Consider the following 26,641-nt stretch of genomic DNA (forward strand, 5'->3'; position numbering starts at 1 on the left):
TGAGAGTTCGGTGAACTGCGGACGGCACCGGCCAGCGGCCCACGCGCGGCTTATTCTTCCGTGCGCAACACGTAGCCCATGCCCACCACCGTATGAATGAGCTTGGGCGTAAAGCCTTTATCGATCTTGTTGCGGAGGTAGTTTACGTATACATCCACCACGTTGGAGCCCGCGTCGAAAGACTCTTCCCACACGTCGCCCGCAATTTCGGCGCGGCTAAGGACGCGGCCGGGCTGGCGCATAAAAAGCTCCAGCAGGCCAAACTCCCGGGCCGTGAGCTTGATGGGTAGCCCAGCTCGGGTTACAGTTTTGGCGGCGGTATTCAGGGTAAGGTCGGCGAGCGTGAGGACGGCGCTTTTCACCTGCTGTGTCCGGCGGCGCGTGAGGGCGCGTACCCGCGCCAGCAGCTCCGAAAAATCGAAGGGTTTGAGCAAGTAATCGTCGGCGCCGCCTTCGAAGCCGTGCAGCTTATCCTGCGTGGCGCCTAGGGCCGTGAGCATGAGCACCGGCGTTTCCTGGTCTTGGGCCCGCAGCGCCTGGAGCACCTCCAGGCCGCTGGCGTAGGGCAGAATTACGTCCAAGATGATGAGGTCGTAGGAGTGGGCGAGGGCCAGCTGCCGACCAAAGCGCCCATCGTAGGCCACGCTTACGTCGAAGCCTTCTTCTTCCAGGCCCTGCCGGATGAAAGCAGACACTTTGGGCTCGTCTTCTACCAGCAGAATTTTCATGGGTGCGGCAAACTCTGGCTGCGGCTAGGGGACTCAGTGCCACGAGCAGTAACCGGAATAAGCGCAAGGTAGGCAGGTTTCCGCTTGCCACTCAAGCAAGGCGGAGCGTTGAAACCCGCGCCGCGCACCGTGCGAAGCGAAATTGGTACTACATCAGCATGATGCGTGATAACTCGCCCGCGGCGCGTGCCCCAAGCTGGCGGCGCCATCAAGTACGCGCTGGCGCAATTCTCCAGCAAGGGCGGCGTCAGCTACCGGCACTGGCTCACCACAATCTTGTTTTGCTTCGTGCTGAGGTACTTTCAAAAAATAATGAGAGGGCCTGTAACGAATCGGCGGATGCGCGGTACCCGACACCAAACGAAACGCGTGGCGAAGTCCCGAATCATACAATAAGATGGCCCAGATCATGAATTGGGGCGCGGCAGCAAATTCTGGCTGCCAATTTTGGGCGGTGGTTCGGCGGTTCCGATGGACTTGGGGCGCTCTGTTTCCGACATGTTAAACTTCCCCTTTTTTCAGCGGGCAAGGCAACTTCCTCGCCATAGCAGTCATCCTTCACCCAAACAGCTCTATTCTTAATTTGATGCATACTTACCGTCTTCTCGGCCTGTTGCTAGTGCTTTGCGCCTCGTTTCGGCCCGCTGCTCACGCCCAAACCCCGGCCGCGCCGGCCCCGCCCACCGGCACTGGTTCGCTGACTGGCGTGGTGCTCGATTCTTTGAAGAAAGAGCCCGTGCCGTACGCGACGGTGGTACTGCTGCCCCCAACCGGCAGCGACAAGCCAATAACCGGCGTAGCGGCCGACGACAACGGTCGTTTCGCCCTGACCAAACTGGCGGCCGGCCCAGCCCGCTTGCGGGTGAGCTACATCGGTTACGGCACCCAAACGCGCGCCGTAACCATCACGAGCGGCCCGACGGATGTGGGTGCTTTCCGGCTGCCGGTGGCCGGCACCGCTTTGGGTGAGGCGGTGGTAGTGGGCACCAAGCCGGTGGTAGAAGTGCGCCCCGACCGTATCGTATACAACGCCGAGCAGGACGTGACCAACGCCGGCGGCACCGCGGCCGACGTGCTGCGCAAGGCCCCGCTACTGGCCGTGGACGGCGACGGCAACGTGAAGATGCGCGGCTCGGGCAATTTCAAGGTGCTGGTGAACAACAAACCCTCGCCCACCCTGGCCCAGAACCTGGCCGAGGCGCTGAAAGGCATTCCGGCCGAGCAAATCAAGTCCGTGGAAATTATTACCACGCCGCCAGCCAAGTACGACGGCGAAGGCACGGCGGGCATCATCAACATCGTGCTGAAAAAAGGCGTGAACCAGGGCCTGAACGGCCGGGTGGGCGTGTCGGGTGGCAACCGCAACTCGAACGTCAATAGTGCCCTCAACTTCAAGCAGGGCAAGCTGGGCTTCACGTCGTCGGGGGGGACGGGAGGGTGGTACGGGCCGAGCGAGTTCATGCGCACGCGCTTCAACAAGCAGGACGGCTCGACGCTGAGCCAGCGCGGCGAAGGCAACTACGGCGGCCGGTGGTACTACCTGAATATAGGCCTCGACTACGACCTAAGCGAGCACCAGAGTTTGTCGTTGGCGGGCTCGACGAACCCGTATCACGGCCGCAACTATAATGACCTGCTCAACACGTTGGAAGGGGCCGATGGGACAACCAATCAGCTTTTTACCCGTGCCACCACCACCCAATTCGGCGGTTTCAACGGCGAACTGACGGGCACCTACACCAAGACCTTTGCCCAGCCCCGGCGCGAGTGGAGCGTGGTAGGCCAGTACGCCCGCAACGACGGCACGTTCGGCTATGATTTCGACCAGTACAACGATTCCTACGAGAACCTCGCCACCAGCCAGGCCGATTACCGGGAGCAAAGCCGGGGCCGCACGCCCGGCTCCGAAACCACCTTTCAAACCGACCTAGTGCAGCCTTTTGGTGAAAAGCAAACCCTCGAAACCGGCGTGAAGGCCATCTGGCGGCGCACTGGCTCGGTAGCCGACGTGGACAGCCTAGTGCTGGGCCAGCCCGATTTCGCGCGGGCGCTCCGCCGCTCCACCAATTTCAACTACGACCAGGACGTGCAGGCGGCGTACGCCACGTATTCGTTTGCGGCCAGCAAAAAGCTGAATTTCAGCGTGGGCAGCCGCCTGGAGCGCACCGCCCTCACGGCCGATTTCCGCACCACCGAAACCGGATTCAGCCGCAACTACATGTCGCTGCTGCCCAACGGTAACGCGCAGCACGCTTTCAGTGAAAACAACAGCCTGCGCCTGGCCTACAGCCGCCGCATCACTCGGCCCTACATCGACTACCTCAACCCCTTCATCGACCGTAGCGACCCGCAGAATATCAGCTTCGGCAACCCCGACCTCAACCCTGAACTCACGGATTCTTACGAGCTGAGCTTCAACACCAACGGCAAGGCGGGCTCGCTCAACATTTCGGGCTCCGTGCGGCGCACCAACAACGCCATCGAGTCCATCCGGGTGCTGGCTACCGACGCTGGTATTTTGGAAACTGCCCCGGGCGTGACGGCCCAGACTTACGCTAACGTGGCAGCCAACTCCTTCTACGAGCTGAATTTTTACACCTCGGCCAAGCCCGTAACGGGCTGGGACATCAGCGGCGGGCCCAACGTGCAATATGTTGTGCGCCGCAGCTCGGCGCTAGGTATTGAGCGGCGGGGCTTCACGGCCGGGCTGAATTTCAACACCTCGTACAAACTGCCCAAGAAATACACGCTGCAAGGGTTTCTCTACAGCTCGCTGCCCACCCCGGAACTGCAAGGCCGCGGCGCCGCCAACCTGTATTACCAGATGGGCGCCAAGAAAACCATCCTCAACGACAAGGCCGACATCGTCCTGAATTTCGGCTCGCCATTCAACAATTTCTGGCGCTACCGCACCACTACCGACACGCCGTTCTTCCGCGAAACCAGCGAAAACCGATCCTTTCAGCGTTCCTTTCGCGTCAGCTTCGTTTACCGTTTCGGGCAGGAGCAGCAGGGCAAGCAGCGCAAGTCCATCCAGAACGACGACAAAAAGGGCGGCGGTAGCAAGCAGGGCGGGTAGGGGCGGCAAACCAAAGGCTCGATATTGTTGCCTGTTGGTTTCGGCAAGGGCTTTTCTTCCGCGCTGAGCTTGGCTAACGCAGGTACAGGCGACGCAAAACGTCTTGCCGATAAGTGTTGCCCACCGGTACCTCGTGGCAGCCTATTCGCAGGCAGTTGCCAATCAGCTGCTCCACGCAGGCGGTGTTTACGAGGTAAGATTTGTGCGTGCGCAAAAACTGAGCAGCCGGTAGTTCACTTTCCAGGTGCTTCATGGTGTTGGCTGTGAGCAGCACGCGGCCCGAAGCTAAGTGCCACTTCACGTAGTTGCCGTAGCCCTCCACAAACAGCAGATCCGCGAAACGTACGCGCTCAGTGCCCGCATCCGTCTTGAGAAAGATGAAATCAACTGCTGTTTTGGGGCCTGTATGAGAGCAAAGACGAGTTGGGCCGCCCCATTGGAAAACAAGCAACCCGCGCCCGACGAAAAGTGCTGCACACGAAACTGGCTCGGCAGCAAGCTTCAGCCAAAAGACACTTGCAAACCGGTATCCAGCCTGATTCCGCCCACCAGGTACGCAGCATTTGGGGCGGAGTGGTGCAATGGACAGAGAAGAAACCTGCCCTAAAGCCCTAGCGGCCTGCTTTGCATTCGTTCCCTCCGCAGGTTTTTCATAGTTGGTTGCAACCAAGGTACCAGGGGCGCTTTCGGTGTGGGCGTTGATGTCCCTGTTACGGAGTGGGCTAGTACTTGGGTTTGCAGTAAGCCCACAAATAGGTACTACCAAACGTGTCAGTGAAGCAGGCCTGCTGTTGCTCCGCAGGTTCTTACCTGATTACGAAAGCGCAAGACGCCAAGCAACTGCCTCGCATAGAGCTGCATCTATAGTGGCGGTTGCGCAATAAACCGGGCCGCTAGTGTAATGCCCCCTGCCTTGTGGCTATTCATGCCTTGGCTGTCGCACTGTCTGGCCTCACCATATCCTTCCTCATCACGTCATACTTCACTCCGCAAGCGCATGGCTCTCAGCATTACCAACCTCTCCAAAACGTACCCCAACGGTACGCAGGCCCTCAAAAACGTGAGCCTGGACATTCCCACGGGTATGTTTGGCCTGCTCGGACCCAACGGCGCGGGCAAAAGCAGTCTGATGCGCACCATCGCCACCTTGCAGGACGCCGATACGGGCTCCATCCGGCTCGATGATATCGATGTGCTGCGCGAGAAGGAGGCTGTGCGGCGGGTGCTGGGCTACTTGCCGCAGGAATTTGGGGTGTACCCGAGCGTGAGCGCCGAAGAACTGCTCGACCATTTCGCCACGCTCAAAGGCATTGCCAACGGCAAGGAGCGCAAGGAAATGGTGGCGGCCTTGTTGCACCAAACCAACCTCTACGAAGTGCGCAAAAAGCACGTGGGTGGCTACTCGGGCGGGATGAAACAACGTTTCGGCATTGCGCAGGCCCTGCTCGGCAACCCCCGCCTCATCATCGTGGACGAGCCCACGGCCGGCCTCGACCCGGCCGAGCGGAACCGCTTTCACAACTTGCTGAGCGAGATTGGCGAAAATCTGGTGGTCATCCTCAGCACCCACATTGTGTCCGACGTGTCGGACCTGTGCCGCCATATGGCCATCATCAACAAGGGCGAAGTGCTGCTCACCGGCGACCCGCTCACGGTGATGAACAACCTGCGCGGCAAAATCTGGCGCAAAATCATTGAGAAAGCCGAACTGCCGGCTCTGCAAGCCAGCCAGCAAGTCATCAGCTCGCGCCTGTTCGCGGGTAAAACGGTAGTCCACGTCCTAGCCGATTCTGCGCCCGACAGCGGCTTCGAAGCCGTGAACCCCGACCTGGAAGACGTCTACTTTTCGGAAATCAAGAACTACGAATTGAGAAGTAAAAGTGGGTCGGTGCTGGCCTAACGCTGCCGGAAGTGGTGCTAGGTCCTGCTGACACAAGAAGCCTCTTGCCGGCGCGATAGCCAGGATGCTGTATCAGCACCATCGCGCTAGTACAAGATGCTGCGCTTCCGCAAAACAGCCCAGAGCCTCTAGTGTCACGCACAACGACCAATTCTTCATTCCTAATTCAACATTCTTAATTCCCAGAAGATGTTTCTCCCCATTCTTCTTTTCGAGCTGAAGTACCGCCTCAAGCGGCCCGCCACTTGGATCTACTTTTTCCTGCTGCTGCTCATGAGCCTTTTGCTCGTGATGGCGGCCGGTGGAGCCTTTGGTACGGGCGTAAACATTGCGCTCGGCGGCGACGGGCAGACGGTGAAAATCAATGCCCCGTACTCCCTCAACATCATCACTGCGGTTCTGAGCGTATTCGGCATCATCATCGCCTCGTCACTGATGGGCAACCCCGTGTACCGCGACTTTGAGTACCGCACGCACTCGTTGTTCTACACCACGCCGCTGAGCAAAATTGGCTACCTGGGCGGGCGTTTTCTCGGCTCGTACCTGGTGGCGGTGCTTGTGTTCAGCGGCATTGGCATAGGCGCGGCGCTGGCCGGCGTAATCCCCCGGGTGGAGGCTGACCGGTTTCTGGCGGTGGCACCGGCCGGCACTTACGTGTGGCCTTACGTGGTGCTGGTACTGCCCAACCTGCTGTTCATGGGCACCATCTTCTTCACGATGGCCACGCTCACGCGCAACATCCTGAGCACCTACATCGGGGCTGTACTGCTGCTGGTGGCTTATCTGATATCTACGGCTTATCTCAACGACCTCAAAAACGAGCACCTCGTGGCGGCCCTCGACGCTTTCGGGCTGGCAGCTGTCGAATTTACGACCCGCTACTGGACGCCCGCCGAGAAAAATAGCCTGCTGCTGCCGCTCTCCAGCTACGTGCTCCTGAACCGGGCCGTTTGGATGGGCCTTGCGCTGGTACTGCTGGCCGTGTGCTACGTGCGGTTCCGGTTTTCTGCTTTCGCCTCCGAGAAGCCCGACAAGAAAACCCGCCGTGCGGCTGCCGACGAAGCAGCGGCCGACGTGGCCAGCCCCCTAGCTGGGCTGGGCGCCCGCCTCGGCGGGGCCCTGGGCGTAGGGCCGGGAGCAAGCCTAACGGCGGCCATGCCTGGTGGCCTGCGGCTGCCGCGCGTTACGCAGGTGTTTTCGGGGGGCATGAGTCTGCGCCAGTGGTGGAGCCTCACCAAGCTGGAGTTTCGGGGCATCGTTCGCAACCGCTACTTCGTGGCCATTGCCGGGGCGGGCGTCATTTTCCTGCTAGCTAACGCCTCGCAAGTAGGCAAAACCTTCGATACGCCCACTTACCCCGTCACGAACGAACTGCTCGTGGTTGTCACGGGCACGTTCTTCCTGTTCTTCCTGGCTATCATTATCTTCTACAGCGGCGAGCTGGTGTGGCGCGAGCGGCAAGCCGGCGTGGCCCAGATTGCCGATGCCGTGCCCGTGCCGAGCTGGGTGCCGTTTATGAGCAAGCTGGCCGCGCTAGCACTGGTGCAAGTGGTGCTGCTGGTGATAGTGATGCTCTGCGGACTGCTCATCCAAACTTTCAAAGGCTACTTCAACTACGAAATCGGCCTTTACTTGCAGGCGCTTTTCCTGTACCAACTGCCGTTTTTGCTGCTGATGTGCGTGCTGGCTATGCTCACGCAGGTGGTGGTGAACAACAAGTACCTAGGCTTCTTCGTGATGGTAGCCTACTATATCTTCAACATCTTCCGGGGGCAGATGGGCCTTACGCACCGTCTCTTTGGCTATGCTGGCAGTTCCAGCCCCGGTACCTACTCGGCCATGAACGGCTACGGCCATTTCCTGCCCGCTTTCTGGTGGACCAAGCTGCTCTGGGCCGGTGTGGCCATTCTGATGGTGCTGGCCGCCAATCTGCTGTGGGTGCGCGGTACCGATGCCACGGGCCGCCTGCGGGAAGCCCGCCGCCGCTGGAGTTCCGGCAGCACCGCCGCGCTGGCGTTGGGCCTGGTTATTAGTCTGGGGGCCGGAGGTTTCATCTTCTACAACACCAACGTCCTCAACGAGTACCGTACGCCCAAGGATCAGGAGAAGCAGCAGGTAGCCTACGAAAAGCAGTACCGCCGCCTCAAAGACGTGGCTCAGCCGCGCATCACGGCCGTAGACCTGAACACCGATATCTACCCCAGCACACGAGCAGTGCGGTTCCGGGGCCAGTTTACGCTCGTCAATAAGCACCAGCGCCCCTTGGACACGGTGATTGTGAACTTGCCCGTCGAGCAGCACCCGCGGGTGCGCGCCCTGGCCCTGGGTGCCCCCGGCCAGGCCACACTGGCCCTGAACGACACGGTTTTCGGCGTGCGCCTGTACCGCCTGGCCCAGCCGCTGGCGCCCGGCGACTCGCTGCTACTCACCCTCGACCTGTTTTACCAGGAGCGCGGCTTCCCCAACTCAGACTCCAACACCGACCTCGTTTACAACGGTACATTCCTCAACAACGGCTACCTGCCGGGTCTCGGCTACCGTGAAAATGTTGAGCTGTCCGACGACCAGGACCGCAAGAATTATGGCCTCAAGCCCAAGCCGCGCATGGCCAACGTCAACGATCTGAAGGCCCGCCAGAACACTTACATCAGCGACGACGCCGACTGGATTCGGTTCCGCACCACCGTTAGCACCGAGGCCGACCAGACGGCTATTGCGCCGGGCTACCTACAGAAGGAGTGGGTGAAGAACGGCCGCCGCTACTTCACCTACGTGATGGACCGGCCCATGCTCAACTTCTACACCTTCCTCTCGGCCCGCTACAAAACCTACAGCGAGAATTGGGTCGATTCGGTGGGCGGGCGCACCATTCCTATCACCATCTACTACCACCCCGGCCACGAGTACAACCTCAAGCGCATGGCCGAGGGCGCCAAGGCTTCGCTGAGCTACTGCTCGCGCAATTTCTCGCCCTACCAGCATCGGCAGCTGCGCATTCTGGAGTTTCCGAAGTACCAGCAGTTTGCCCAGAGCTTTGCTAATACGGTGCCTTTTTCCGAGGCCATCGGCTTCGTGGCCGACGTGGACGACAAAGACCCCGAGGACCTGAACTACCCATATTATGTATCGGCGCACGAGGTGGCGCACCAGTGGTGGGCGCACCAGGTGATTGGGGGCAAGGTGCAAGGCAGCACCCTCATGGTGGAGAGCATGGCCGAATACTCCGCGCTCATGGTACTCAGCCACCACAACGGCCCCACCACCATGCAGCGCTTCCTCAAGTTCGACATGAACCGTTACCTCTCGGGTCGAGCTTTCGAAAAGAAGAAGGAAGTACCGCTGGCCTTGGTTGAAAACCAGCAGTACATCCACTACCGCAAAGGCTCGGTGGTGATGTACGCGCTGCAAGACTACCTGGGTGAGGCCCGCCTGAACGCGGCGCTGAAACAGTACGTAGCCGCCGTTGCCTTCCAGGAGCCGCCCTATACGCACTCGCCCGAGTTTGTGAGCTACATCCGCCGCGCCGCCCCCGATTCGCTCCAACCCTTTGTCACCGACTTGTTTGAGCGCATCACTCTATTCGACAACCGCGTGACGACGGCCACCAGCAAAAAGCTGCCCGACGGCCGGTACCAAGTCGATTTCACGGTGAAGAGCGCCAAGTTCTACGCCGACAGCCTCGGCAACCAACGCCCCGCCGACCAAACCCGCGACGCGCTGCCGGTGGCCATCTTCCCCGAACTCGGCAAAGACAAAAAACCCGTGCCGCCGTTGGTACTGGAGAAGCGCCGCCTGCGCGCCGGCGACAACAGATTCAGCTTCGTGGTGAGCAAAAAACCCGCTTCCGTGGCCATCGACCCCTACCACCTCATCATCGACCGTCAACTCGACGACAACACCAAGGACTTATAGTCTTTGGGCTGGTAACTTTCATAGAAGTACCAAAGCGCCCCGGCCTGCAAAGCTGGGGCGCTTTTAATACATTTCTGGAAGGAGTAAAAAATAAAATAAAGTGATGAAGAAAAAATCAATACGCACATTGGAATTTCCAACTGTCGAGAAGGCAGTAAAGGAATTAGGATATACTATTCGTAAAGGAAAACTGCCAACTGGTAGAGGAGAATCTGTTTGGTGCCTGTTGGATGAAGTAGGTGAAGCGGTGCTGTACGAGAACATTGAAAAAGGGAAAGAACCCTTCAAACTGGTACAGTTAATAGTTGAGTGGTATGCTAAGGGGACGTCAGAACAAGAGTTTAAATTGGTAGGAGTAGCCAGGTGAAAGGCAGCCGGACTGCTATAATGCGCCGAATGCACCTGCGAACCCCTAGCAATAGCTTGTCCGGGATATGCGGGAAGAAAAGGCTGCGACCAAGTGCCGTGGCGCACACCAGCGCCTGGCAGGTGCAGGCTCCCAGGCTCCAATAGAAGTTGAACAGCTTTCAGAACGTGACGATGACGTTCACGCCCAGCTGGCCGCTGCGGAAGGTTACGTCGCCCACTTCATCGACGGTGCCGGTGCGGGAGGCGGTTTCAAACTCGGTTTCCAGGCTCACGCTGTACTTTTTGAGGAGCCAGGAGTAGCCCAGGCCCGCCATCAGCGAGGTGCCGATGGCATATTGGTGGCGGTAGGAGTCGGTGTCTTCCTGGAGGCGCTTGGTGGTGAGCTGGCCGAAACCCACGCTGCCACGGCCATAGAGGCCTTTATTGAACTGCTTGCTCAGGCCGTAGTACTTGGCGGCCAGGGCCACATTGTAGTAATTGAAAATGTAGTCGTCGCCGAAGTCGCCTTCCTGGGGGGCACCGAATGAGCCGGAAATGCGGGAGCCTACGCCCAGGCCCCGCCACTTCTCGGGCGCCACGTAGAAACCCACTAAGATGTTGTTGCCGGTGCCGGGCTTGGCGCTGCCGCCCAGGGCCTGCGTGAGCTTGGCGCGCGTGTTGCCGAAGTACAGGGTTTTGTTGATGCCCAGGCCTACTTCGCCGTAGATGGGTAGTTTCCGAGTCTGAGTCTGAGCGTGTGCGGTGGAGCTTAGGGTTAGGGCCAGAACGGCGGGTACGCAGAGGTTTTTCATCACGAATCGGAAGCCGGATTGGTGTGGAGAAGCTTCGAGACAAAGGTGCCCCGGTCCGGCGGCCGAAATCGTTGATTTGGGTTAAGAAAGCCGCCGGTTGTTGTACAGGCGTTTGCGGATGCGGCTCAGGCTTTCGGGCTTGAGGCCCAGGTGCGAGGCAATGTAGTGCTGGGGCACGCGCTCTACCACCTTGGGCCGCTCGGCTACTAGGCGCAGGTACCGTTCCTCGGGCGTGAGGTTGAGCAGCGCGTCGTTGCGAGTGCGCAGGCCGCGAAAAGCCTGCTCGGCCATGAGCCGCCCAAACCGCTCAAATACCGGCCGTTCCTCATACAGGCGGTAGAGCGCCGCGTGGGGCAGCAGCCACACGCGGCTCGGCTCCAGGGCCTGCACGTTTTGCGTCGAGGGCCGCTGGTCGAGGAAACTCTCGTAGTCGGCGTACCAGCCGTGCTCGAAAAAGAACTGGCCGGTGTGCTCCTCGCCATTGACGTTGTAGAAGTAGCGCAGGCAGCCGCTTTCGATGTAGGCCACGTGCCGGCAGATGTCGCCCTCGCGCAGCAGCAGCTCTTTTTTGCGCAGTTCCAGTGGTTGCAAAGCTGCGGCAAAGGCTTGGTAGTCGTCTTCCGTGAGCGGAATCAGCTTGCGGAGCTGCGCGTGCAGGGCTTCGTGCGGAGGCCGGCCGGTGGGGTTCATGGACAATGGGCAATGAGTAGTTATCAATGAGCAATGAACAATTTCCTAAAGGTCTTCGCCCGCTAATTGTTCATCGACAATTGCTCATTGCGCCGCAGAGTAGCAGGCCGGGCCGGGTTTCGGCCGGCTCCGGCTTTCTTAACTCAGATCAACGATTCTGGGCGGAGGGAGGGCTGACCTTTGACATGTTCAAACGGCACATCAACCCTTCCCTTTTCACAACCATGAAAAAGCTCATTACCGCCGCCACCCTTTGCCTCGCCGCCACCGCCGCTTACGCTCAAACGGAGAGCAAGCCGCGGAAGGAACTGCCGTATGGCAACACGTTCACGCTAGGCGCCAAGCTGGTGCAGCCCATTCTGCTGGGCGGCTTCAACATCAACGGCGTGTACTACGCCAAAAACCGGCTCACGCTGGAATACTCGCACGGTGGCCTCCTGAAGTATCCGAGCAGCTTCAGGGACAGCGAGCAGAAGGCGCAGGGCGCTACCATTAAAGTACCGTGGACCACGGGATTTGGCGTGGGCTACCGCCTGGCTCCCACCCTCGACGTACGCATGGAGTTCAAAGCCCACCGCTACAACGTGACTTTCGATGATACCAACGCGAAGGCTAAGTATACGTCTTATACGGTGGGCCCCGGCGTCTACTATCGTCGCTACCTGGGCAAGAAAACGGGCTTCAACGTGGAGGTATCCACCCGCTACTGGTACGATGTGGCTACCTCGCTCAAGGATGATAAATTCACCTTTACCGATAATAACGACGTGACTAAAACTCACGAGGCCGTGAAGGCAGGCCTGAGTTATAATCTGGGCATCGGCTATACCTTCGGACGGAGTAAATAGAATGAGTGAATGAGTGAATGAATCTTCCTGAACGCCTAAGCTGGCAATTGTTCATTGTTCATTGCCATACGTGCCGGTTTGCCCAGCGAATAAGCGGGCGGACTGGCACGTATTGGATGAGCCGCAGCGCGGCGGCATGTCGGTAGCAGCAAGCACGCTATTAAGAACAAAGCCCCGGCGGGGCGACACCTACGTTTGGTGCCGCCCCGCCGGGGCTCTCCATATATGCTGTCAGCAACAACCACCGATATGTCGCCGCGCTGCGGCTTACGCTGGTTGCTGACTAGTTTCTCCTATGAGTTTTGCAATGCTTCGTTCTGCTCAATTTTTTGGCGAGCTGAATGACTGGCGTAAGTTGATTTTCAATGAAGAATGAGGAATTAAGACAACCCAGTATCGGGAGGTCGGCGTAGCCATTCTTCATTCCTAATTATTCTTGTCCAGCGCCAGGCGGGCTTCTTCTAGGTCCAGTTCGTTTTCGATTTTGCGGAGCACTTCTTCGCTGGTTTTTGACTCGCGCCGCAGCTGATCCAACATATCCCGCTCGAAGCGGATAACGGCTTCCTGCAGCTGCTGGAATTGGGTGAGCGGCTTTTCGTCGAGGCGGCTGGCCTGGATGCCGGCGGCGCGGTTTTGCAGGCGGTGCAGCCGCAGCTCGTAGCGCGTTTTCATGCGGTTTAGAACTTCCTCGGGCGCTTGGCTGGCGGCGGTAGGGCTGGTTAGGTAGGTGGCAGTTCGGGTGGCCAGGAGCATGCGTAGCTCCTGTTCCTCCCGCTCGGCCTCGCCATCGGCCTCAATGCCGAGCCACCGAATAAGGAACGGCAGACTGAGACCCTGCAACACGAGCGTAGCGAAAATGACGATGAAGGTGATCAGCAAAATAAGGTTGCGCTGCGGGAAAGCCGCGCCCGAAGGCAGCGTGAGAGGCAACGCCAAAGCCGCCGCCAACGACACCACGCCCCGCATGCCGGTCCAGGCCACCAGTGTAGTAAGAGCCAGCGGGGGGCGGGTTTCGCGCGTGCGGATGGAGCGGCTCAGCCAGCGCGGCAAGTAGGTGCCGGGGTACACCCACAGCAGGCGCCCCACAATTACGGCCAGGCTGATGAGCCCACCGTAGCCCAGCAAGGTCCAGAGCGAAGCTGGCCCGATGCCTTGCAGAATGGCTGGTAGCTGCAAGCCGATAAGAATGAACACCACGCCATTGAGCAGAAACACCACGGTATTCCAGACGGCATACGTTTGGAGCCGGCTGGCGTGCGTGAAAATCTGGGCGGAGTGCCGGCTCAGGAACAGTCCCGTCGTGACGACGGCCAGCACGCCCGACACGTGCGCCTCTTCGGCCAGTAAGTAGGCCACGTAGGGCGTCAGGAACGTGAGGCTGGTATCGACCACCACGTTGTGGGGAGAAATCCGGTGAATCCAGTACAGCAGCCAGCCCAGCAGCCAGCCAATGACGATGCCCGCGCCGGCCACCCACAGCAACTGTCCGCCCGCCTGCCAGAGCACGAACTGTCCCGTCAGCACAGCCGCCACGGCGTAGCGGTAGGCAATGAGGCCGGTAGCGTCGTTTACCAGGCTCTCGCCTTCCAACACGGTAGTTACGCGCTTGGGCACGGGCAGACCTTTGGTGGCGGCAGCGGCGGCTACGGCATCGGGCGGCGATACAATGGCCCCGAGCACGAAAGCAGTGGCCCAGTCGAAACCCGGCAGGAAATAATGGGCCACCACCGCCACCAGCGTCGTGGAAAACAACACGCAACCCAGCGCCAACAAGCCAATGGGCCGGCGTGCCGCCTTGAAATCGGGCCAGGAAGTTTGCCAGGCGGCGGAGTAGAGTAGGGGCGGCAGAAACACGAAAAACACCAGGTCGGGCTCCAACTGCACGTGGGGTAAGCCGGGTATCAGGCCCAGGCCACTGCCCGCCAAGACCAGCAAAATAGGGTAAGGAATCTTCACCCGGTCGGCTACTTCGGCCAGCGCCGTGATGACGACCAGGATGGCAATAATGAGTTCAATCTCCCGCATAAGCCAAGTATAGTCGATTTATACCAACCCCTGCAAGTGCAGGCGCTTGGCTCAAACAGAACTATCACTCGGCCAGCGAGGCGGAATCGTAAATTTAATGCGCGGTCCGCTCGAAAATGCCAGCCACACGCAGGCTCGTTTGAACTGTCCGTAGCGGGTGCCATAACGTCTGGTGAGTGGGGTGACGCCCATGCGGAGGGCCAACATTGGAATGCGGCCATGCTGGAAAGTCAGGAGAAAAGCTCGCTTCGACGGAAAGTGAGACAAGACTATTCCCGCGAAAATAAATAAGCGGTGCGCGCTGGCCGCGAGGCTAGCGGCTGGTCCAACACCACTTCTACCGTGGTTGCGGGCCGCGGTTCGGAGCGCTTAGGCGCCACCCGGCCGGGCAGCACCCTAACTGGCTTCGTAGCAAATTGGACGGTTACGAGGCTGCCCGGCCGGAAACATGCAGCACGCGGTGCTTGCGCCAGTTGCACGCACAGCCGCGCATTATCAATGAGGTAGACCAGGGGCGCCCCCGCCCGCACCAATTGCCCATTGCCGACAACCAGCCGGGCCACCGTGCCCGTCACGGGAGACTCCACGAACACCGGCAGCCACGATTGTGGGCGAGCAGGGTCCTGGCCTAATAGCTTGCACAACAATTGCCCCTTCACTACCCGCTGGCCCGGCCGGCAGTACAGGTGCTCCACGGCCCCGTTTGCGGCGGCCGGCACCATTATCGGCGAGCAAGCCGTAACGCTACCAGGGTGAGGCACGGCCGGGGCAGTTGGGCGGTTGGACCGGGCAGTAGCGCCGGAGGAAAATTGTTTCGCGGTGGGCAGGGGCGAGCAGCTGCTTAGCCATAGCCCCAGCAGTAGGTTGCCGGTGGTTATCCAGCCCCAAAACGGCTGCATGGCTACTGCCTAGCCGCTTGGTGCGCCTGGCGCTGGGCAGCCAGGCGGCGCAGGCCCAGGTGCCGACTCACGCAGCTTGCCAGCCCGCGCAACGTTTCAACCCGCCGCCATTCCTGGTCGTCAATATCGAGGTGAAAAATCTGCTCAATGTCGCAGTATAGCTCGTTGCGCTCTACGGGGTTGAGGTCGAGCTGGGCCAGGCGGGCCTGGGGCCGCACGGCGTGGTGGGGCAGCATGAGCTGCCGGGTCAGGATGCGGGCAATGCGGTGGTAGATGGCATTGTTCATGAGAGGGAATTGGGAGTTGGGCACGTTTGCGGGCTAGGGCCGCCCAGCCGGGACTTAGTGAGCCGCGTCGAAGAGGCGTAGGCCCACCACGCCCGCAATGATGAACAGCAGGGACACCACTTTGCCCACACTTATTTCTTCGCCGAAGAACAGCACGCCGGCCACGGCAATGAGAGCGGTGCCGGCCCCGGCCCAGATGGCGTAGGTCTGGCCTACTTCCAGGTGCTTGATGGCCTGGGTGAGGCAGGCAAAGCAGGCGGCGTAGCACAAGCCCATGCCGACGGCGTACAGGGGTTTGGTGAAGCCTACGGACAGCTTCATGCACATGGTACCCGCCACTTCCAGCAGGATAGACAGACTCAGTAGGATCCAGTGTGTCATAGAGCAAAGAGGTGAAAGCTGGGTTTTGGGTGAGGTAGTGGATGCCTTTCGCCGTTGACGGAACTGCTGACAAAAGCGTAAATGGCTCGTTTAAATAGACCTGCTGATGCTGAAAGCCGGCTGCACGTCGACGAGCCGTACCGGGTGCTGCTTGCCGCGCAACGCTATCTGGCCCTGCGTGGTCATCCGAAATCCTTCTAGCGGACCGAGGCGCTGTTGCAAGTCTTCGGAGATGAGGAAGCGGCTGTGCAGGGCGTTGCAGGTGGCCTGAATGCGGGCCGTGGTGTTGAGCACGTCGCCGTGGTAGACGATGTCGCGCTTGACGTCGCCGACCTGGGTGGTCATGACCCGGCCGAGGTGGGCGCCGGCCTTGAACTCGGGCACCACGCCGTAGCGGCGCAGGTAGTAGAGCCGACGGCGCCGCAGCGCGGCGGTCAGCGTGAAGAAGCAGTGCAGGCAGCGGGCCTGGTCGATGCCTGCCGCCGTGGGCCAGGTCACCACGGCCTCGTCGCCGACATACTGGTAAATCTCGCCGCGGGCCGCCACGACGGCCGCGTTGAGGTCGTAGAAAAAGTCGCTGATGAGGCGGCTGTAGCGCCGCTCGCCGAGGCGTTCGGCCAGGACGGTGGAGTCCTTCACATCCAGAAACAGAAACACGCGGTGCTCGGGCACGGGCTGGTGGTAGCGGCCCAGCAGCACACCCGCCAGCACCCGCGGCCCCACTATCAGGCTTATTTGGTGCAGGGTGGTGGTGCCTATCAGGGCCAGGGTATAGACGAGCAGCATTTGGGTGAAGGCCCAGCTACCCGGCACGAACGGGTCCCAGGAGTCGATTTCCGGCGCCGCCGACCAGAGCAAGGGCAACTCCGACAACATAGGCCCCAGGGTCTGCGCCAGCTCCACGAAGCCCGCCAGGGCCACCAGGTGCAGGGCCAAGCTCACGGCTATGGCCAGTGGCAGCCGCACCCGCGCTAGAAAGCGCGGAAAGAGCCGCACTTCCAGCACTCCAATCAACATGCCCACCGGCAGGCCCAGCAGCACAATGGCAATAAACTGAATGAAGTCGGGGCCGCGCAGCAGCAGGGCCAGCACTTGCAAGAATGTGGTGAAAACGGCGGCAATGGCCAGCTCAGCGCGGAGGTGGTAGCGCTGCAACGGCGCCTGCCAGGCCTGGCGCAACTGCCGCCAGCCGGTGCGCAGTGTCTTTTTCAGACCATTGAGGGTGCTGCGTTGGTTGCCCGCCCGGCGGTGCCGAGCCAGGCTCCGGGCGTGAGCGAGCCGGTGCCGGGTGGGCCGGGGGGCCGGGCGCGGCGGCAGATGGCGTCGGTTCGCGGGCGTTTTCATGGCGGGTAGCTGCAGGCAAGAAGAGCTTAGATGGGAAGTTTCACGCCGAGTAGGGGCGTGAAAAACAGGAAGCGTTGGCCGTTCAGGCGGGCATCGGGCAGGGCCAGCAGCGAGCCTTCCACGTAGGGCGTCAGCTTGCTGCGCTTGAGGTCGTATTCCAGGCCGCCGCCGGTGTGCAGCACGTAGGTGAAATTGCTCCCGCGGCCAGCCGTCACGCTTTGGCCGTTCTGCTGGCTTTTGAACTTCGACGAGGACAGGTAAGCAGCGCCCCCACCCACATACACGAACGGCGAGAAGCGCCCCAGCTGCGGGCGCAGGCCGATATCGGCGAACAGCGAGTTAATGGAGCCGTTGATGTCCAGCTCGTTCTGGGTGCCGGCGAAGTCTACCTGGTCGCGGAAGTTGTACTGGGCCACGTCCAGCGTCATGCGCACCCACAGCGGGTGCGCCTTCTCGAAGGCGTAGTCGAAGGTGGTGGCGAAGTCGAAGCCGTTTCTCGCGTTGCCCCGGAACTTGCCCACCGGAAAGCTAGGACCCACTCCGAAGCCGGTGCCAATCTCTGACTTGGGTTTCTGGGCCAGCGTCGGGCCGGCGCCGAGCAGCAAGGCCAGCAGCAGTAGATGAACTTGCTTGAACGGCCGCGCCGGGCGGCTTGCAGGATCTTCAGCGGCTGAAACTGCGCGATGAAAGGAGAGAAGCAACATAGGATGACCAGGCTAGAGGAGGAAAGCGGCAGAACCGCTACGGGCGCGCTTTTGTGGTGGGCGTGGCTACGGCGGACACGCGGGTGAAAACCTCAGTGTGGGCCGTTACGCCCATCACGGTTACTTTTAGCTGCAGGCGGTTGGCATCGAGGGGGTGCAGGGTGGCTTTGTAGACCTTACCCGATTCGGGGTCCAGCACCTCGCCTTCCAGCCCGTCCTTGTTGGGCTGCATGTTCCGAAACAGCACTTCGTTGAGCTCCATACCTTCTTTGCGAGCCGCGGCCGGGTCCCGGAAGCCCACGTAGCGCCCGGTATACACGTCGTCCTGGCGGGTGATTTCCACGCGATTTTTCTGCTCGGTATCGGTCCAGACGCCGAGCACGGCCGCGGGGTTGAAGGAGAAAACAAAGCTGCACAGCAGCGCGGAGGTCAAGAGCAAGGCTTTCATAAGTACAGTAAGAAAAAGGTGAAAAGGAGATGGCAGAAGCGGGTACTACAGGGCCGGGTCCGGGACGCGGGTCCAGATTTCGTCGTAGGTGGGCAGGCCGTGCCACTCCACGCGCAGGTGCAGGTGGGCGGCGTCGCGCAGGAGCAGCGTGGCCCGGTGGGCCCGCCCGGTTTCGGGGTCGTAGACCCACCCGCGCAGGTGGCCGTTGGGGCGAGCGGCGGCGTAGAGCACCAGCTGCTGGAGCCGGAAGCCGCGGCTGTGGGCGTTGGCGGGCCAGCGAAACCAGGTCAGCCGCCCCAGGAAAGCACCGCCCTCCCGGCAGATTTCCACTTTGCTTTCGCGCTGGGGCCGCAGCCAGACGCCCTCCACCACTTCCGGCGCGGGGCGGCCCAGACCCAGCAGCCCCAGGCAAACCATCAGCAGCCAGCTCATTGCCCGGTGGCCAACTCCACGTCGGCGAGGGCGGCGTGGTAGTCGTAGAGGGCCTGGAGGCGGTTGCCCTGGGCCTGCGTCAGTTCCTCCTCGGCGTCGGCGAGGTCGGTCCACTTGGCCACGCCTTTCTGCCAGCGGCTGCGCACGAGCTGGTAGCTGCGGGTGGCGGCGCGCACGGTCAGGTCCTGGGCGGCCAGCTGCTCGCGGGCGTCGCGGAGGGCGGCGGCGGCGGTGCGGGCCTCGCCGGCTACCTGGGTGGCCAGGGCCCGGCGCTGCTGCTCGGCTTGCAGCGCCGCCACCCGGGCCTGCTCGGTGCGCAGGCGGTTGACGGGGTTGAACAGGGGCACGTTCAGCTGCACGCCGGCGTAGGTGGTGCGGGGCCAGTTGTACTCCCGGAACCGGAAGTCCTGGGCCTGGGAGTTGGTGCTCAGCTGCCCGAAAACAGCCAGGCTCGGCAGGCCGCGGGTGCGTTCCAGCGTAACCTGCTGCTGGTTCAGGCGCATGGTCAGCTCGGCTTGCTGCAGCTCGGAGCGGTGCGTTAGAGCCTGCTCTACGGCGGCGGCTTCGGTGGCTTCTTCGGCCAGAACGGTGGGCGCCGTGAGCGAGTCGGTGAGGGTGGGTAGGGTGCCGGGTGGCAAGTCGAGGCGGGTGGCCAGGTCGGCTTTGAGGGCGCGGGCCGAGCGTTCGAGGCGGCTGATGGTGGGGCGGATGTTGGCCACCCGCACGAAAGCCCGGAGCGTGTCGGCGTCGATGGCGAGGCCCTGGCGGTGCTGGCCCCGGGCTTCGCGCAGGTGCTGCTGGGCGTGGGCCAGGCTCTGGCGCGCCACCCGTTGCTGGCCCTCCGTGAGCACAATGCGCAGGTAGAGGCGCTTCACGTCGGCTACTTGCTGGGCGGTGGTGCCGCGCAGGGCTTGCTCGCGGAGCTGCAATTCGGTGCCGGCCAGTTGGCGCCCGGCCCGCAGGTCGGGCTGAATGAGGGGCAGGTTGGCGTTGAGGGCCGCGCTGTAGGCGTTTTTGGCCGAGGCTTCCACGGCCTGAAAGCGGGTAGTGGAGAAGCCCACTTGGCCCGTGACCGGGTCGGGTACGAACTCGGGGAAGAAGAACACTGGCGGCTTGAAGTTGCGGGTGTACTGGCCCACGGCGTTGAGGGTGGGCAGGCTGGCGCGGGCCGCGGCGGTGCGGCCGAGCTGGGCCCGTTGCACCTCCAGGCGGGCCACTTCCACCGAGGCATTCTGCTCGCGGGTGCGCCCCACGGCGTCTTGCAGACTCAGGCGCACCTCGGCTTGCGGGGCGGCGGGCGTGGGTTGGGCCGGCGCGACACTGGCGCTCAGCAGCGCCAACACGAGCACCGTGGCTGCGGCGGGGGCAGTGCTGCCGCCTCGGCGTGCGGCCAGCCAGGCGCTCAACCGCTCCTGCATGCTGGCAAAGCTCAGGTACACGGCCGGCACTACCACCAGCGTCAGGACCATGGAGCTGCTCAGGCCGCCAACGAGGGTCCAGGCGAGGCCGGTTTTCAGCTCGGCGCCGGGGGCGGTGCTCAGGGCAATGGGCAACATACCGAGCACCATGGCCAGCGTGGTCATGAGGATGGGGCGGAGGCGAGTGGTGCCGGCTTCGAGCAGGGCTTCGAGCAAGGACTGGCCTTCGTCGCGGTTCTGGTTGGCGCGGTCCACGAGCAGGATGGCGTTTTTAGCCACCAGGCCCAGCATCATAATCAGGCCCAGAATGGAGAAGATGTTGAGCGACTTGCTGGTGATGGCCAGGGCAAACAGCGCGCCCACCAAGGCCACCGGAATCGAGAACAGCACCACGAAGGGGTAGAGCCAGGAGTTGTAGAGGGCCACCATCACGAGGTACATCAGCAGAATGGCCGCCCCGAACGCCACGCCCAGGGCCCCGAACGAGTCGCCTTGCAGCTCCAGGTCGCCGGCGTAGGTGAGGCGCACGCTGGGCGGGAGGTTGAGCTTGGCCACGGCGTTTTGCAAGTCCTGGCCGATATCGCCGGTGGGGCGGCCCACGGTCTGGGCAAACACGGTCACGGCGTTGTCGCGGTCCTTGCGTTCGAGCACGGCGCGGGCGAAGGTGTTGGTGACGGCGGCCAGCTGGTGCAGCTCCAGCAGCTGGCCCTGGGCGTTGATGAGGGGCACGTGGGCCAGCTGGTCGGTGCGGGCGCGGTCAGCCTGCTCGAACTGCACGCGCAGGGTGGTGGAGAGGTCGCCGCGCTGCACTTTCAGGTCGTCGAAGCCGGTGAGGGCGGTGCGCACGGTGGCGCCCACTTCCTGGGTGTTGAGGCCGAAGCGGGCCACCTTTTCGCGGTCGAGGTTGATTTCCACTTCGGGGCGGCGGCTCTGGCCCGACATCCGCACGTCGGCGGTGCCGGCAATGCCGCGCAGGGCTGCCAGGACACGGCCGGCCTGGGTTTCCACTTCTTCGCGGTCGGAGCCGCTCACGATGACCTGCACTGGGGCGGCATCGCCAGAGCCGAGGATGCCGATGGGCGACACGCGGGCGGTGGTGCCGGGGAATTTGGCAATCAGTCTCTTGACTTCGGCGGCCAGCTCGGGCAGGTTCTGGGTGCGCTGGTCGCGGGGCACGAACGTGACATTGAGCTCGGCGGTGTTGGTGGAGGAGAGGCCCACCAGGCCGTCGGGGTTGGCGCCCACGTTGGTGAACACCCGGGCCACTTCCTTGCGCTTACGCAGGGCGGTTTCGATCTGCTTGGTGACGCGGTCGGTTTCTTCGAGGGTGCTGCCTTCCGGCAGCTGCATCACCACGGTTACCTCGCCTTTGTCGGTGGGGGCGATGAACTCGGCACCTACCAGGCCCATGACGGGCAGCGCCAGGGCGGCGGCAAAGAGCACCACGATGGAGACGTAGGTGGTTTTGCGGTGGTGCAGGCTCCACTCCAGAATGCTCCGGTAGCGGGCCGAGAGGGCTTCGTAGCCGCGCTCTACCCAGCGGCCGAAGCGGCCCATGAGCGAAGGATCGTTCAGATCTTCGAGCTTGCCGAAGCGCGAGGCTATCATGGGCATGAGGGTGAACGAGACCAGCAGGCTAAACAGCGTGGAGACGACGACCACCAGCGAAAACTGCCGCAGCAAGTCGCCCACCAGGCCAGTAGCCAGCGAGAGGGGCACGAACACCACCACGTCGACGAGCGTTACGGCAATGGCCGCGAAGCCAATGGTGGCCCGGCCTTTGAGGGCGGCTTCGCGTCTTTCGAGGCCGTGTTCGAGCTGGTGGTAGATGCTTTCGAGCACCACGATGGAGTCGTCGACCAGGATGCCCACCACCAGCGAGAGGGCCAGCAGGGTGAGCAGGTTCAGAGTGAAATCCATCAGCAGCATCACCCCGAACGTGGAGAGCAGCGAAGCCGGAATGGCCACCATCACGATCATGGAGCTGCGCAGCGAGTGCAGGAACACGAACATCACGAGGGCCACCAGCAGCACGGCCAGGCCCAGGTCTTCGTACACGGCGTGGGAGGCGGCCAGGGTGAACTCGGAGCCGTCCTGGGCAACGGCGAATCGGAGGGCGTCGGCCTGGTTTTCCTGCTCGATCTGGGTTAGCTCGGCCCGCACCGTTTCACTCACTTCCACGTTGTTGGCGGCCGACTGCTTGGAGACGAGTATGCCCACGGCGGCTCGCTGGTTGAAGCGGTTGAGGTTTTCGAGGCGCTTGCGGCCCAGGGCCAGGGTGGCTACTTCCCGGAGCTTGATCTGGCGGCCGTTGGGCGTGACCTGCACCACGAGGTCGCGCAGGCCGGCCAGGTCGTCGCTCTTGCCCACCACGCGCACCGCAAACCGGGCGTCTTCATCGTCGAGGGTGCCGGCGGGGACGTTGAGGTTGGCGGCGCTGAGGGCAGCCACTACCTGCTGCACCGGCACGCCGAGGGCGCGCAGGCGGCGGGCGTCGAGGTTGACGTGCACTTCGGTTTCGGTGAGGCCGATGAAGGTGATCTGGCCCACGCCCGGCAGCTGGGCCAGGCGCGGCCGGATGCGGGTGCGGAGCAAGTCACCGAGGGCTTCGGGCGAGAGGCGGCTGGACACGGCCAGGCGCAGCACGGGCAAATCGGAGAGGGAATACTTGCTCAGGCTGGGGGACTTGGTGCCGGCCGGCAGCGTGGATACCATTTCGTTGATGCGGCGCTGGCAGTCTTGCAGGGCCAGGTCGGCGTCGGTGCCGGCGCGGAATTCCACCGTCACGACCGACACGTTTTCCAGGGACTGGGAGGTGATGCGCTTCACCTGGCTGGCGGCGGCCACGGCATCTTCCACGGGCTTGGTAACGGAGGTTTCCAGCTCCTGGGGCGAGGCGCCGGGCCAGGGCGTGGACACGGTTACGAAGGGCGTGCCGATGTTGGGTAGCAGCTCGTAGCGGAGCTGGGTGTAGGCGAAGATGCCGCCCAGCCCCAGCACCAGAAAGAGCACGATGACCAGGATGGGGCGGTTGATGGAGAGTTGGGTCAGGTTCATGGGATGTGGGGGCCTCACCCCCTAGCCCCCTCTCCTTCAGAGAGGGGGGACTAGCTTTAGATTTAGTTTCTAGCTCCCCTCCTTGGAAAGGAGGGGTGGCCGAAGGCCGGGGTGGTTGACCGGAGCGTTGTTTCGTCGGGGCGAGTTCTAGCTCTAGTCTTAAAAAGTTGTTCAACGATTGTCAACCACCCCGGCCTTCGGCCACCCCTCCTCATCTGAGGAGGGGAGCTAGTATGTAGCCTTAGCTCTAGTTGGGGTTTAGAGCTTGGGTATTTGCACGGTTTGGCCGTCGCGGAGGGTGTTGGTGCCGCTGATGACTACTTGCTCGCCGGCTTCTAGGCCGCTTTGGACGGCTACCTGGGGGCCGAAGCTGGCGCCTAGGCGGACGGGGCGTTGCTGCACGCGCTGGCCTTGGAGCACGAACACGGCGGGCTCGCGCTGCTGGGTCAGGAGAGCGGTGCGGGGGACGGTGAGCTGGGTGGTGGAGTCGGTGGTGAGGCGCACGCGGGCGGTGAGGCCGACGCGCAGGGGCGTGGCGCGGCGGGTGTTGGGCACGCGCAGCTCCACCGGGAACCGGCCGCCTTCGCCGCCTTTGAGGCCGATGTGGTGGACGGTGCCGGTGAAGGAGGCATTGGGGTAGGCTTCGAACTGCACGGGCAGGCGGCGGCCGGGCTGCCATTCGTGCAGCTCGGCTTCGGGCACTTGCAGCACCACTTTCACGGCGGCTACGTCGGTGAGGGTGAGCAGGGCGGTGCCGGGCGCGATGAACATGCCGGGCTCAATGGTTTTCTCGCTGATCTGGCCCGAGATGGGGGCGCGCACCACGGCGTCGCGGACTTGCTTTTGCAGGCTGAACACCTGCACGGCGGCGTTGCGGGCTTGGAGGCGGGCGGCTTCCACGTCGGCGCGGGGGGCGTTGTTTTCGGCCAGCAGCTGCTCCTGGCGCTGGAGGTCGAGCTGGGCTTTGCGCAGGGTGGCCTGGGCGGCGAGCAGGGAGGCGCGGAGCTGAGCGGCATCGACGCGGAGCAGGGGCTGGCCGGCGCGCACGGTGCCATGGAGCTGCACCAGCACCTGCTGCACGATGCCCTGGGTGGTGGCCGTCATCTGCACTTCGCGCAGGGGCTGGGTCTGGCCCAGGTACTCGGTGGTGGGGGCCAGGGTGCGGGGGCGCACGGCGGCTACGGCCACCGTGGTGGGCAGGGGAGCCTGGAGGCGGGCGGTTTGCGCGGCCTGCTGTTCCTGCCGGCTCAGCAGCCAGTAAAACACACCAGCCAATACGAGCACCCCCACGAGGGCTACTTTCCAGAACTTCATAACGGGAGCTTTGCAACAGTGATAAGACAGGTCAAAACTCCGGTTAGCGGGCTACAAACGGAGGCGGAAAGTGGCGGAAGTGTCGAAAGTGGGGGCTGAAGTGTGGGGAGGGTAGGTGATTGGGTGAGTAGGTGGGGGGGGTGTTCTGGTGGGGCCTCACCCCCCGGCCCCCTCTCCTAGGGGAGAGGGGGAGCCTGACGATAATTGGTGTATGGGTAGGTAGGCAGGTAGGTAAGTGGAGGTATATACTGAAGCCGTTTAGGAAGTCAAAAGGACGTCATGCTTGGTCATGCTCGATCTGGCGTCCGCATGTCGAAGCATCTCTGCCGCTTTGTTTGGGGGGGTCTCGAAGCGGTAGAGATGCTTCGACAGGCCCAGCATGACATGCTAGTGAATGTTGGGGGCTTCTTAAACAGCTTTAACTGACTTGGGGGTTGTGGTGGGGGGGGATATCAGGGGCGGGGGGATATTGGGTGAGCTTGGCGGGGGGATGTGGGGGTGGGGATTTTGGATATACCGGGTAGCGTTTAGGAAGCGTTCCGACGGGTTTAGGAACCGATCCGACGCATCTAGGAAGCGTTCCGACGGGTTTAGGAAGCAATCCGACGCATTTAGGAAGCGTTTCGGAGGGTTTAGGAGGCGTTCGGGGAGGTATAGGAGGCGGTTCGGGAGGGGCAGGAAACAGTTCGAGGGGGCTAGGAGAGGATCGGGAGGAGGTAGGAGGGACCTGGGAGGGGGTAGGAGGCGGTGCGGGGGGTATAGAACCCGACGCGGGGGCGTTGGGCGGGGCTCGGGGGGCGAAACAGGTGTTTTTAGGGGATGAAAACGAGGGGCGTTTTTGGATTAATCCTTTATTGAGTCGGTGTTATTGGAAGTTTAATCTCAACCGCTACATTTAGCCGGGCGCATAAGCGTCAGTCATTTGACACGTGTGAAGCATGGCTAATTTACCAATGGCGCAGGGTGACCTGTATCTTATGCTGCCGCTGGCGTGGCAGCAGTATCAACAACTTCAGCCGCGTTTCGGGGCGTACAAGCGCAGCTACACGCCGGAACTGGCGACCGAGGCGCTGGCGCAGCTGGAGGCGGCGCAGCAATTGCCCGACGTGCAGGCGCGGGGGTCGGTTTCGGAGCGGACCCGGGGCGAGCTGGCGACGCAGCTCAAGGAGTTTCTGGCGGCGTGGCAGCTGCTGGACGGCTACATTGAGGAGGCCTACCCCGGCGCGGCCTACGAGACCATGCGCGACGCGGCGGGCTACAAGCAGTTCGGGGACGCACTGCGGGAGGACTGGGCGGCCACGGAGCGCCTGATAGCGGCGACGCTGAGCTTCGTGCGGGAACACGCCACGGAGCTACAAACGAAGGGGGAGATGCCGGAGACTTTCGCGGCGGAGCTGGCGGAGGAAGCGGCCGACGTGCGGGCGCTGCTGCGGCAGTTCGTGGCGCAGAAGGGGGAGGCGCAGGGCGGGTCTTTGGCGGCGCAGGCGAAGCTGGTGGCCCTGTATGAGGGGTACCAGAAGCTGAACCGGGACGCGCAGCGCATTTTCCGCAAGGAGCCGGAGCTGGCCCGGCGGTTTCAGACGGAGTACTTGCTGAGCTTGGTGCGGGGCACGGGGCAGGCCGGGGCGCGCGGCACCATCAGCACCGCCGACGGGCAGCCGGTGGCGGGCGTGCTGGTGCAGGCCACGGGCCGGGATGGTTTCGCGGTGACGGATGAGGCGGGGCGCTACCTGCTGCCGCTGCCGGCCGGCACCTACACGCTGGTGCTCAGCGGCACGGGCATCGCGCGGCAGGAGCTAACGGGCGTGGCGATTGAGGCCGGGGTGAAGAAGCGCTTGGATGCGCAGGTGACGCGGATAGCGGTGGGGTAGTGTCTGGAAAGCAAACCGCCCGCCACTTGGAGTGGTGGGCGGTTTTTTTGTGGGAAAAGATGGAACAAGGCGGTTGATAAAAGGCAAAACCCTTTTGGATAAACTGTTTTATTTCTATTTTTCACCGAACCTTACAGACTTAAT

Annotated in this window: 20 protein-coding genes; 6 read left to right on the forward strand and 14 right to left on the reverse strand. The window is 62.3% G+C overall.

What is annotated here, in order from left to right; all coding sequences use genetic code 11:
- Positions 1-50 precede the first annotated feature (50 nt).
- Entirely contained in the window at positions 51-728 is a 678-nt protein-coding gene (locus ACYSMN_RS01060; RefSeq protein WP_488921976.1) for a response regulator, read from the reverse strand.
- Between the two features lie 586 nt (positions 729-1,314).
- Here ACYSMN_RS01060 and ACYSMN_RS01065 point away from each other — a divergent pair.
- Positions 1,315-3,807, forward strand: coding sequence for a TonB-dependent receptor (locus ACYSMN_RS01065; RefSeq protein ID WP_488921977.1), 2,493 nt, complete (start codon positions 1,315-1,317; stop codon positions 3,805-3,807).
- 73 nt (positions 3,808-3,880) lie between these two features.
- Here ACYSMN_RS01065 and ACYSMN_RS01070 read toward each other — a convergent pair whose 3' ends face one another.
- Entirely contained in the window at positions 3,881-4,258 is a 378-nt protein-coding gene (locus tag ACYSMN_RS01070; protein ID WP_488921978.1) for a LytR/AlgR family response regulator transcription factor, read from the reverse strand.
- A gap of 546 nt (positions 4,259-4,804) precedes the next feature.
- On the opposite strand from ACYSMN_RS01070, the gene ACYSMN_RS01075 reads away from it, so the two are divergent.
- The 3 genes from ACYSMN_RS01075 to ACYSMN_RS01085 all read left to right on the forward strand — a co-directional run bounded on the left by ACYSMN_RS01075 (position 4,805) and on the right by ACYSMN_RS01085 (position 9,986).
- A complete protein-coding gene (locus ACYSMN_RS01075) occupies positions 4,805-5,707 on the forward strand; it encodes an ABC transporter ATP-binding protein (protein ID WP_488921979.1) in 903 nt (300 codons plus the stop codon).
- 189 nt (positions 5,708-5,896) lie between these two features.
- A complete protein-coding gene (locus ACYSMN_RS01080; protein ID WP_488921980.1) occupies positions 5,897-9,619 on the forward strand; it encodes an ABC transporter permease/M1 family aminopeptidase in 3,723 nt (1,240 codons plus the stop codon).
- Positions 9,620-9,719: 100 nt separating this feature from the next.
- Positions 9,720-9,986 carry a hypothetical protein gene (locus ACYSMN_RS01085; protein ID WP_488921981.1) on the forward strand — a complete coding sequence of 89 codons (267 nt, stop codon included), beginning with the start codon at positions 9,720-9,722 and terminating at the stop codon, positions 9,984-9,986.
- A 160-nt stretch (positions 9,987-10,146) separates the two neighbouring features.
- Here the strand turns inward: ACYSMN_RS01085 and ACYSMN_RS01090 are convergent, their stop codons facing one another.
- Both ACYSMN_RS01090 and ACYSMN_RS01095 read right to left on the reverse strand, forming a co-directional pair.
- Positions 10,147-10,779, reverse strand: a complete 633-nt coding sequence (locus ACYSMN_RS01090) for a hypothetical protein (protein WP_488921982.1) — start codon at positions 10,777-10,779, stop codon at positions 10,147-10,149.
- A gap of 81 nt (positions 10,780-10,860) precedes the next feature.
- Complete coding sequence (locus ACYSMN_RS01095) at positions 10,861-11,469, reverse strand: Crp/Fnr family transcriptional regulator (protein ID WP_488921983.1); 609 nt, start codon at positions 11,467-11,469, stop codon at positions 10,861-10,863.
- 224 nt (positions 11,470-11,693) lie between these two features.
- On the opposite strand from ACYSMN_RS01095, the gene ACYSMN_RS01100 reads away from it, so the two are divergent.
- Positions 11,694-12,317 carry a hypothetical protein gene (locus ACYSMN_RS01100; RefSeq protein WP_488921984.1) on the forward strand — a complete coding sequence of 208 codons (624 nt, stop codon included), beginning with the start codon at positions 11,694-11,696 and terminating at the stop codon, positions 12,315-12,317.
- A 426-nt stretch (positions 12,318-12,743) separates the two neighbouring features.
- Here ACYSMN_RS01100 and ACYSMN_RS01105 read toward each other — a convergent pair whose 3' ends face one another.
- The 10 genes from ACYSMN_RS01105 to ACYSMN_RS01150 all read right to left on the reverse strand — a co-directional run bounded on the left by ACYSMN_RS01105 (position 12,744) and on the right by ACYSMN_RS01150 (position 24,626).
- Positions 12,744-14,342, reverse strand: coding sequence for a Na+/H+ antiporter (locus tag ACYSMN_RS01105; protein WP_488921985.1), 1,599 nt, complete (start codon positions 14,340-14,342; stop codon positions 12,744-12,746).
- A gap of 269 nt (positions 14,343-14,611) precedes the next feature.
- Positions 14,612-15,241, reverse strand: a complete 630-nt coding sequence (locus tag ACYSMN_RS01110; protein ID WP_488921986.1) for a hypothetical protein — start codon at positions 15,239-15,241, stop codon at positions 14,612-14,614.
- 2 nt (positions 15,242-15,243) lie between these two features.
- Complete coding sequence (locus ACYSMN_RS01115) at positions 15,244-15,528, reverse strand: acyl carrier protein (RefSeq protein WP_488921987.1); 285 nt, start codon at positions 15,526-15,528, stop codon at positions 15,244-15,246.
- A 54-nt stretch (positions 15,529-15,582) separates the two neighbouring features.
- Positions 15,583-15,909 (reverse strand): DMT family transporter, encoded by a 327-nt coding sequence (locus tag ACYSMN_RS01120; RefSeq protein WP_488921988.1) that lies wholly within the window; start codon positions 15,907-15,909, stop codon positions 15,583-15,585.
- A 90-nt stretch (positions 15,910-15,999) separates the two neighbouring features.
- Entirely contained in the window at positions 16,000-17,253 is a 1,254-nt protein-coding gene (locus ACYSMN_RS01125) for an adenylate/guanylate cyclase domain-containing protein (protein ID WP_488921989.1), read from the reverse strand.
- A gap of 26 nt (positions 17,254-17,279) precedes the next feature.
- Complete coding sequence (locus ACYSMN_RS01130; RefSeq protein ID WP_488921990.1) at positions 17,280-17,957, reverse strand: hypothetical protein; 678 nt, start codon at positions 17,955-17,957, stop codon at positions 17,280-17,282.
- 37 nt (positions 17,958-17,994) lie between these two features.
- On the reverse strand, positions 17,995-18,405 hold the full coding sequence (locus tag ACYSMN_RS01135) for a DUF2147 domain-containing protein (RefSeq protein WP_488921991.1): 411 nt from the start codon (positions 18,403-18,405) through the stop codon (positions 17,995-17,997).
- A 45-nt stretch (positions 18,406-18,450) separates the two neighbouring features.
- On the reverse strand, positions 18,451-18,837 hold the full coding sequence (locus tag ACYSMN_RS01140; protein WP_488921992.1) for a DUF2147 domain-containing protein: 387 nt from the start codon (positions 18,835-18,837) through the stop codon (positions 18,451-18,453).
- Positions 18,834-23,312 (reverse strand): efflux RND transporter permease subunit, encoded by a 4,479-nt coding sequence (locus ACYSMN_RS01145; protein ID WP_488921993.1) that lies wholly within the window; start codon positions 23,310-23,312, stop codon positions 18,834-18,836. The genes ACYSMN_RS01140 and ACYSMN_RS01145 overlap by 4 nt, the downstream gene beginning before the upstream one ends.
- Before the next feature lie 258 nt (positions 23,313-23,570).
- Positions 23,571-24,626 carry an efflux RND transporter periplasmic adaptor subunit gene (locus ACYSMN_RS01150; RefSeq protein ID WP_488921994.1) on the reverse strand — a complete coding sequence of 352 codons (1,056 nt, stop codon included), beginning with the start codon at positions 24,624-24,626 and terminating at the stop codon, positions 23,571-23,573.
- A 938-nt stretch (positions 24,627-25,564) separates the two neighbouring features.
- Here ACYSMN_RS01150 and ACYSMN_RS01155 point away from each other — a divergent pair.
- Positions 25,565-26,497, forward strand: coding sequence for a carboxypeptidase-like regulatory domain-containing protein (locus ACYSMN_RS01155; protein WP_488921995.1), 933 nt, complete (start codon positions 25,565-25,567; stop codon positions 26,495-26,497).
- The last annotated feature ends 144 nt before the right edge of the window (positions 26,498-26,641 follow it).

Source organism: Hymenobacter sp. M1-2 (genome assembly GCF_057808495.1).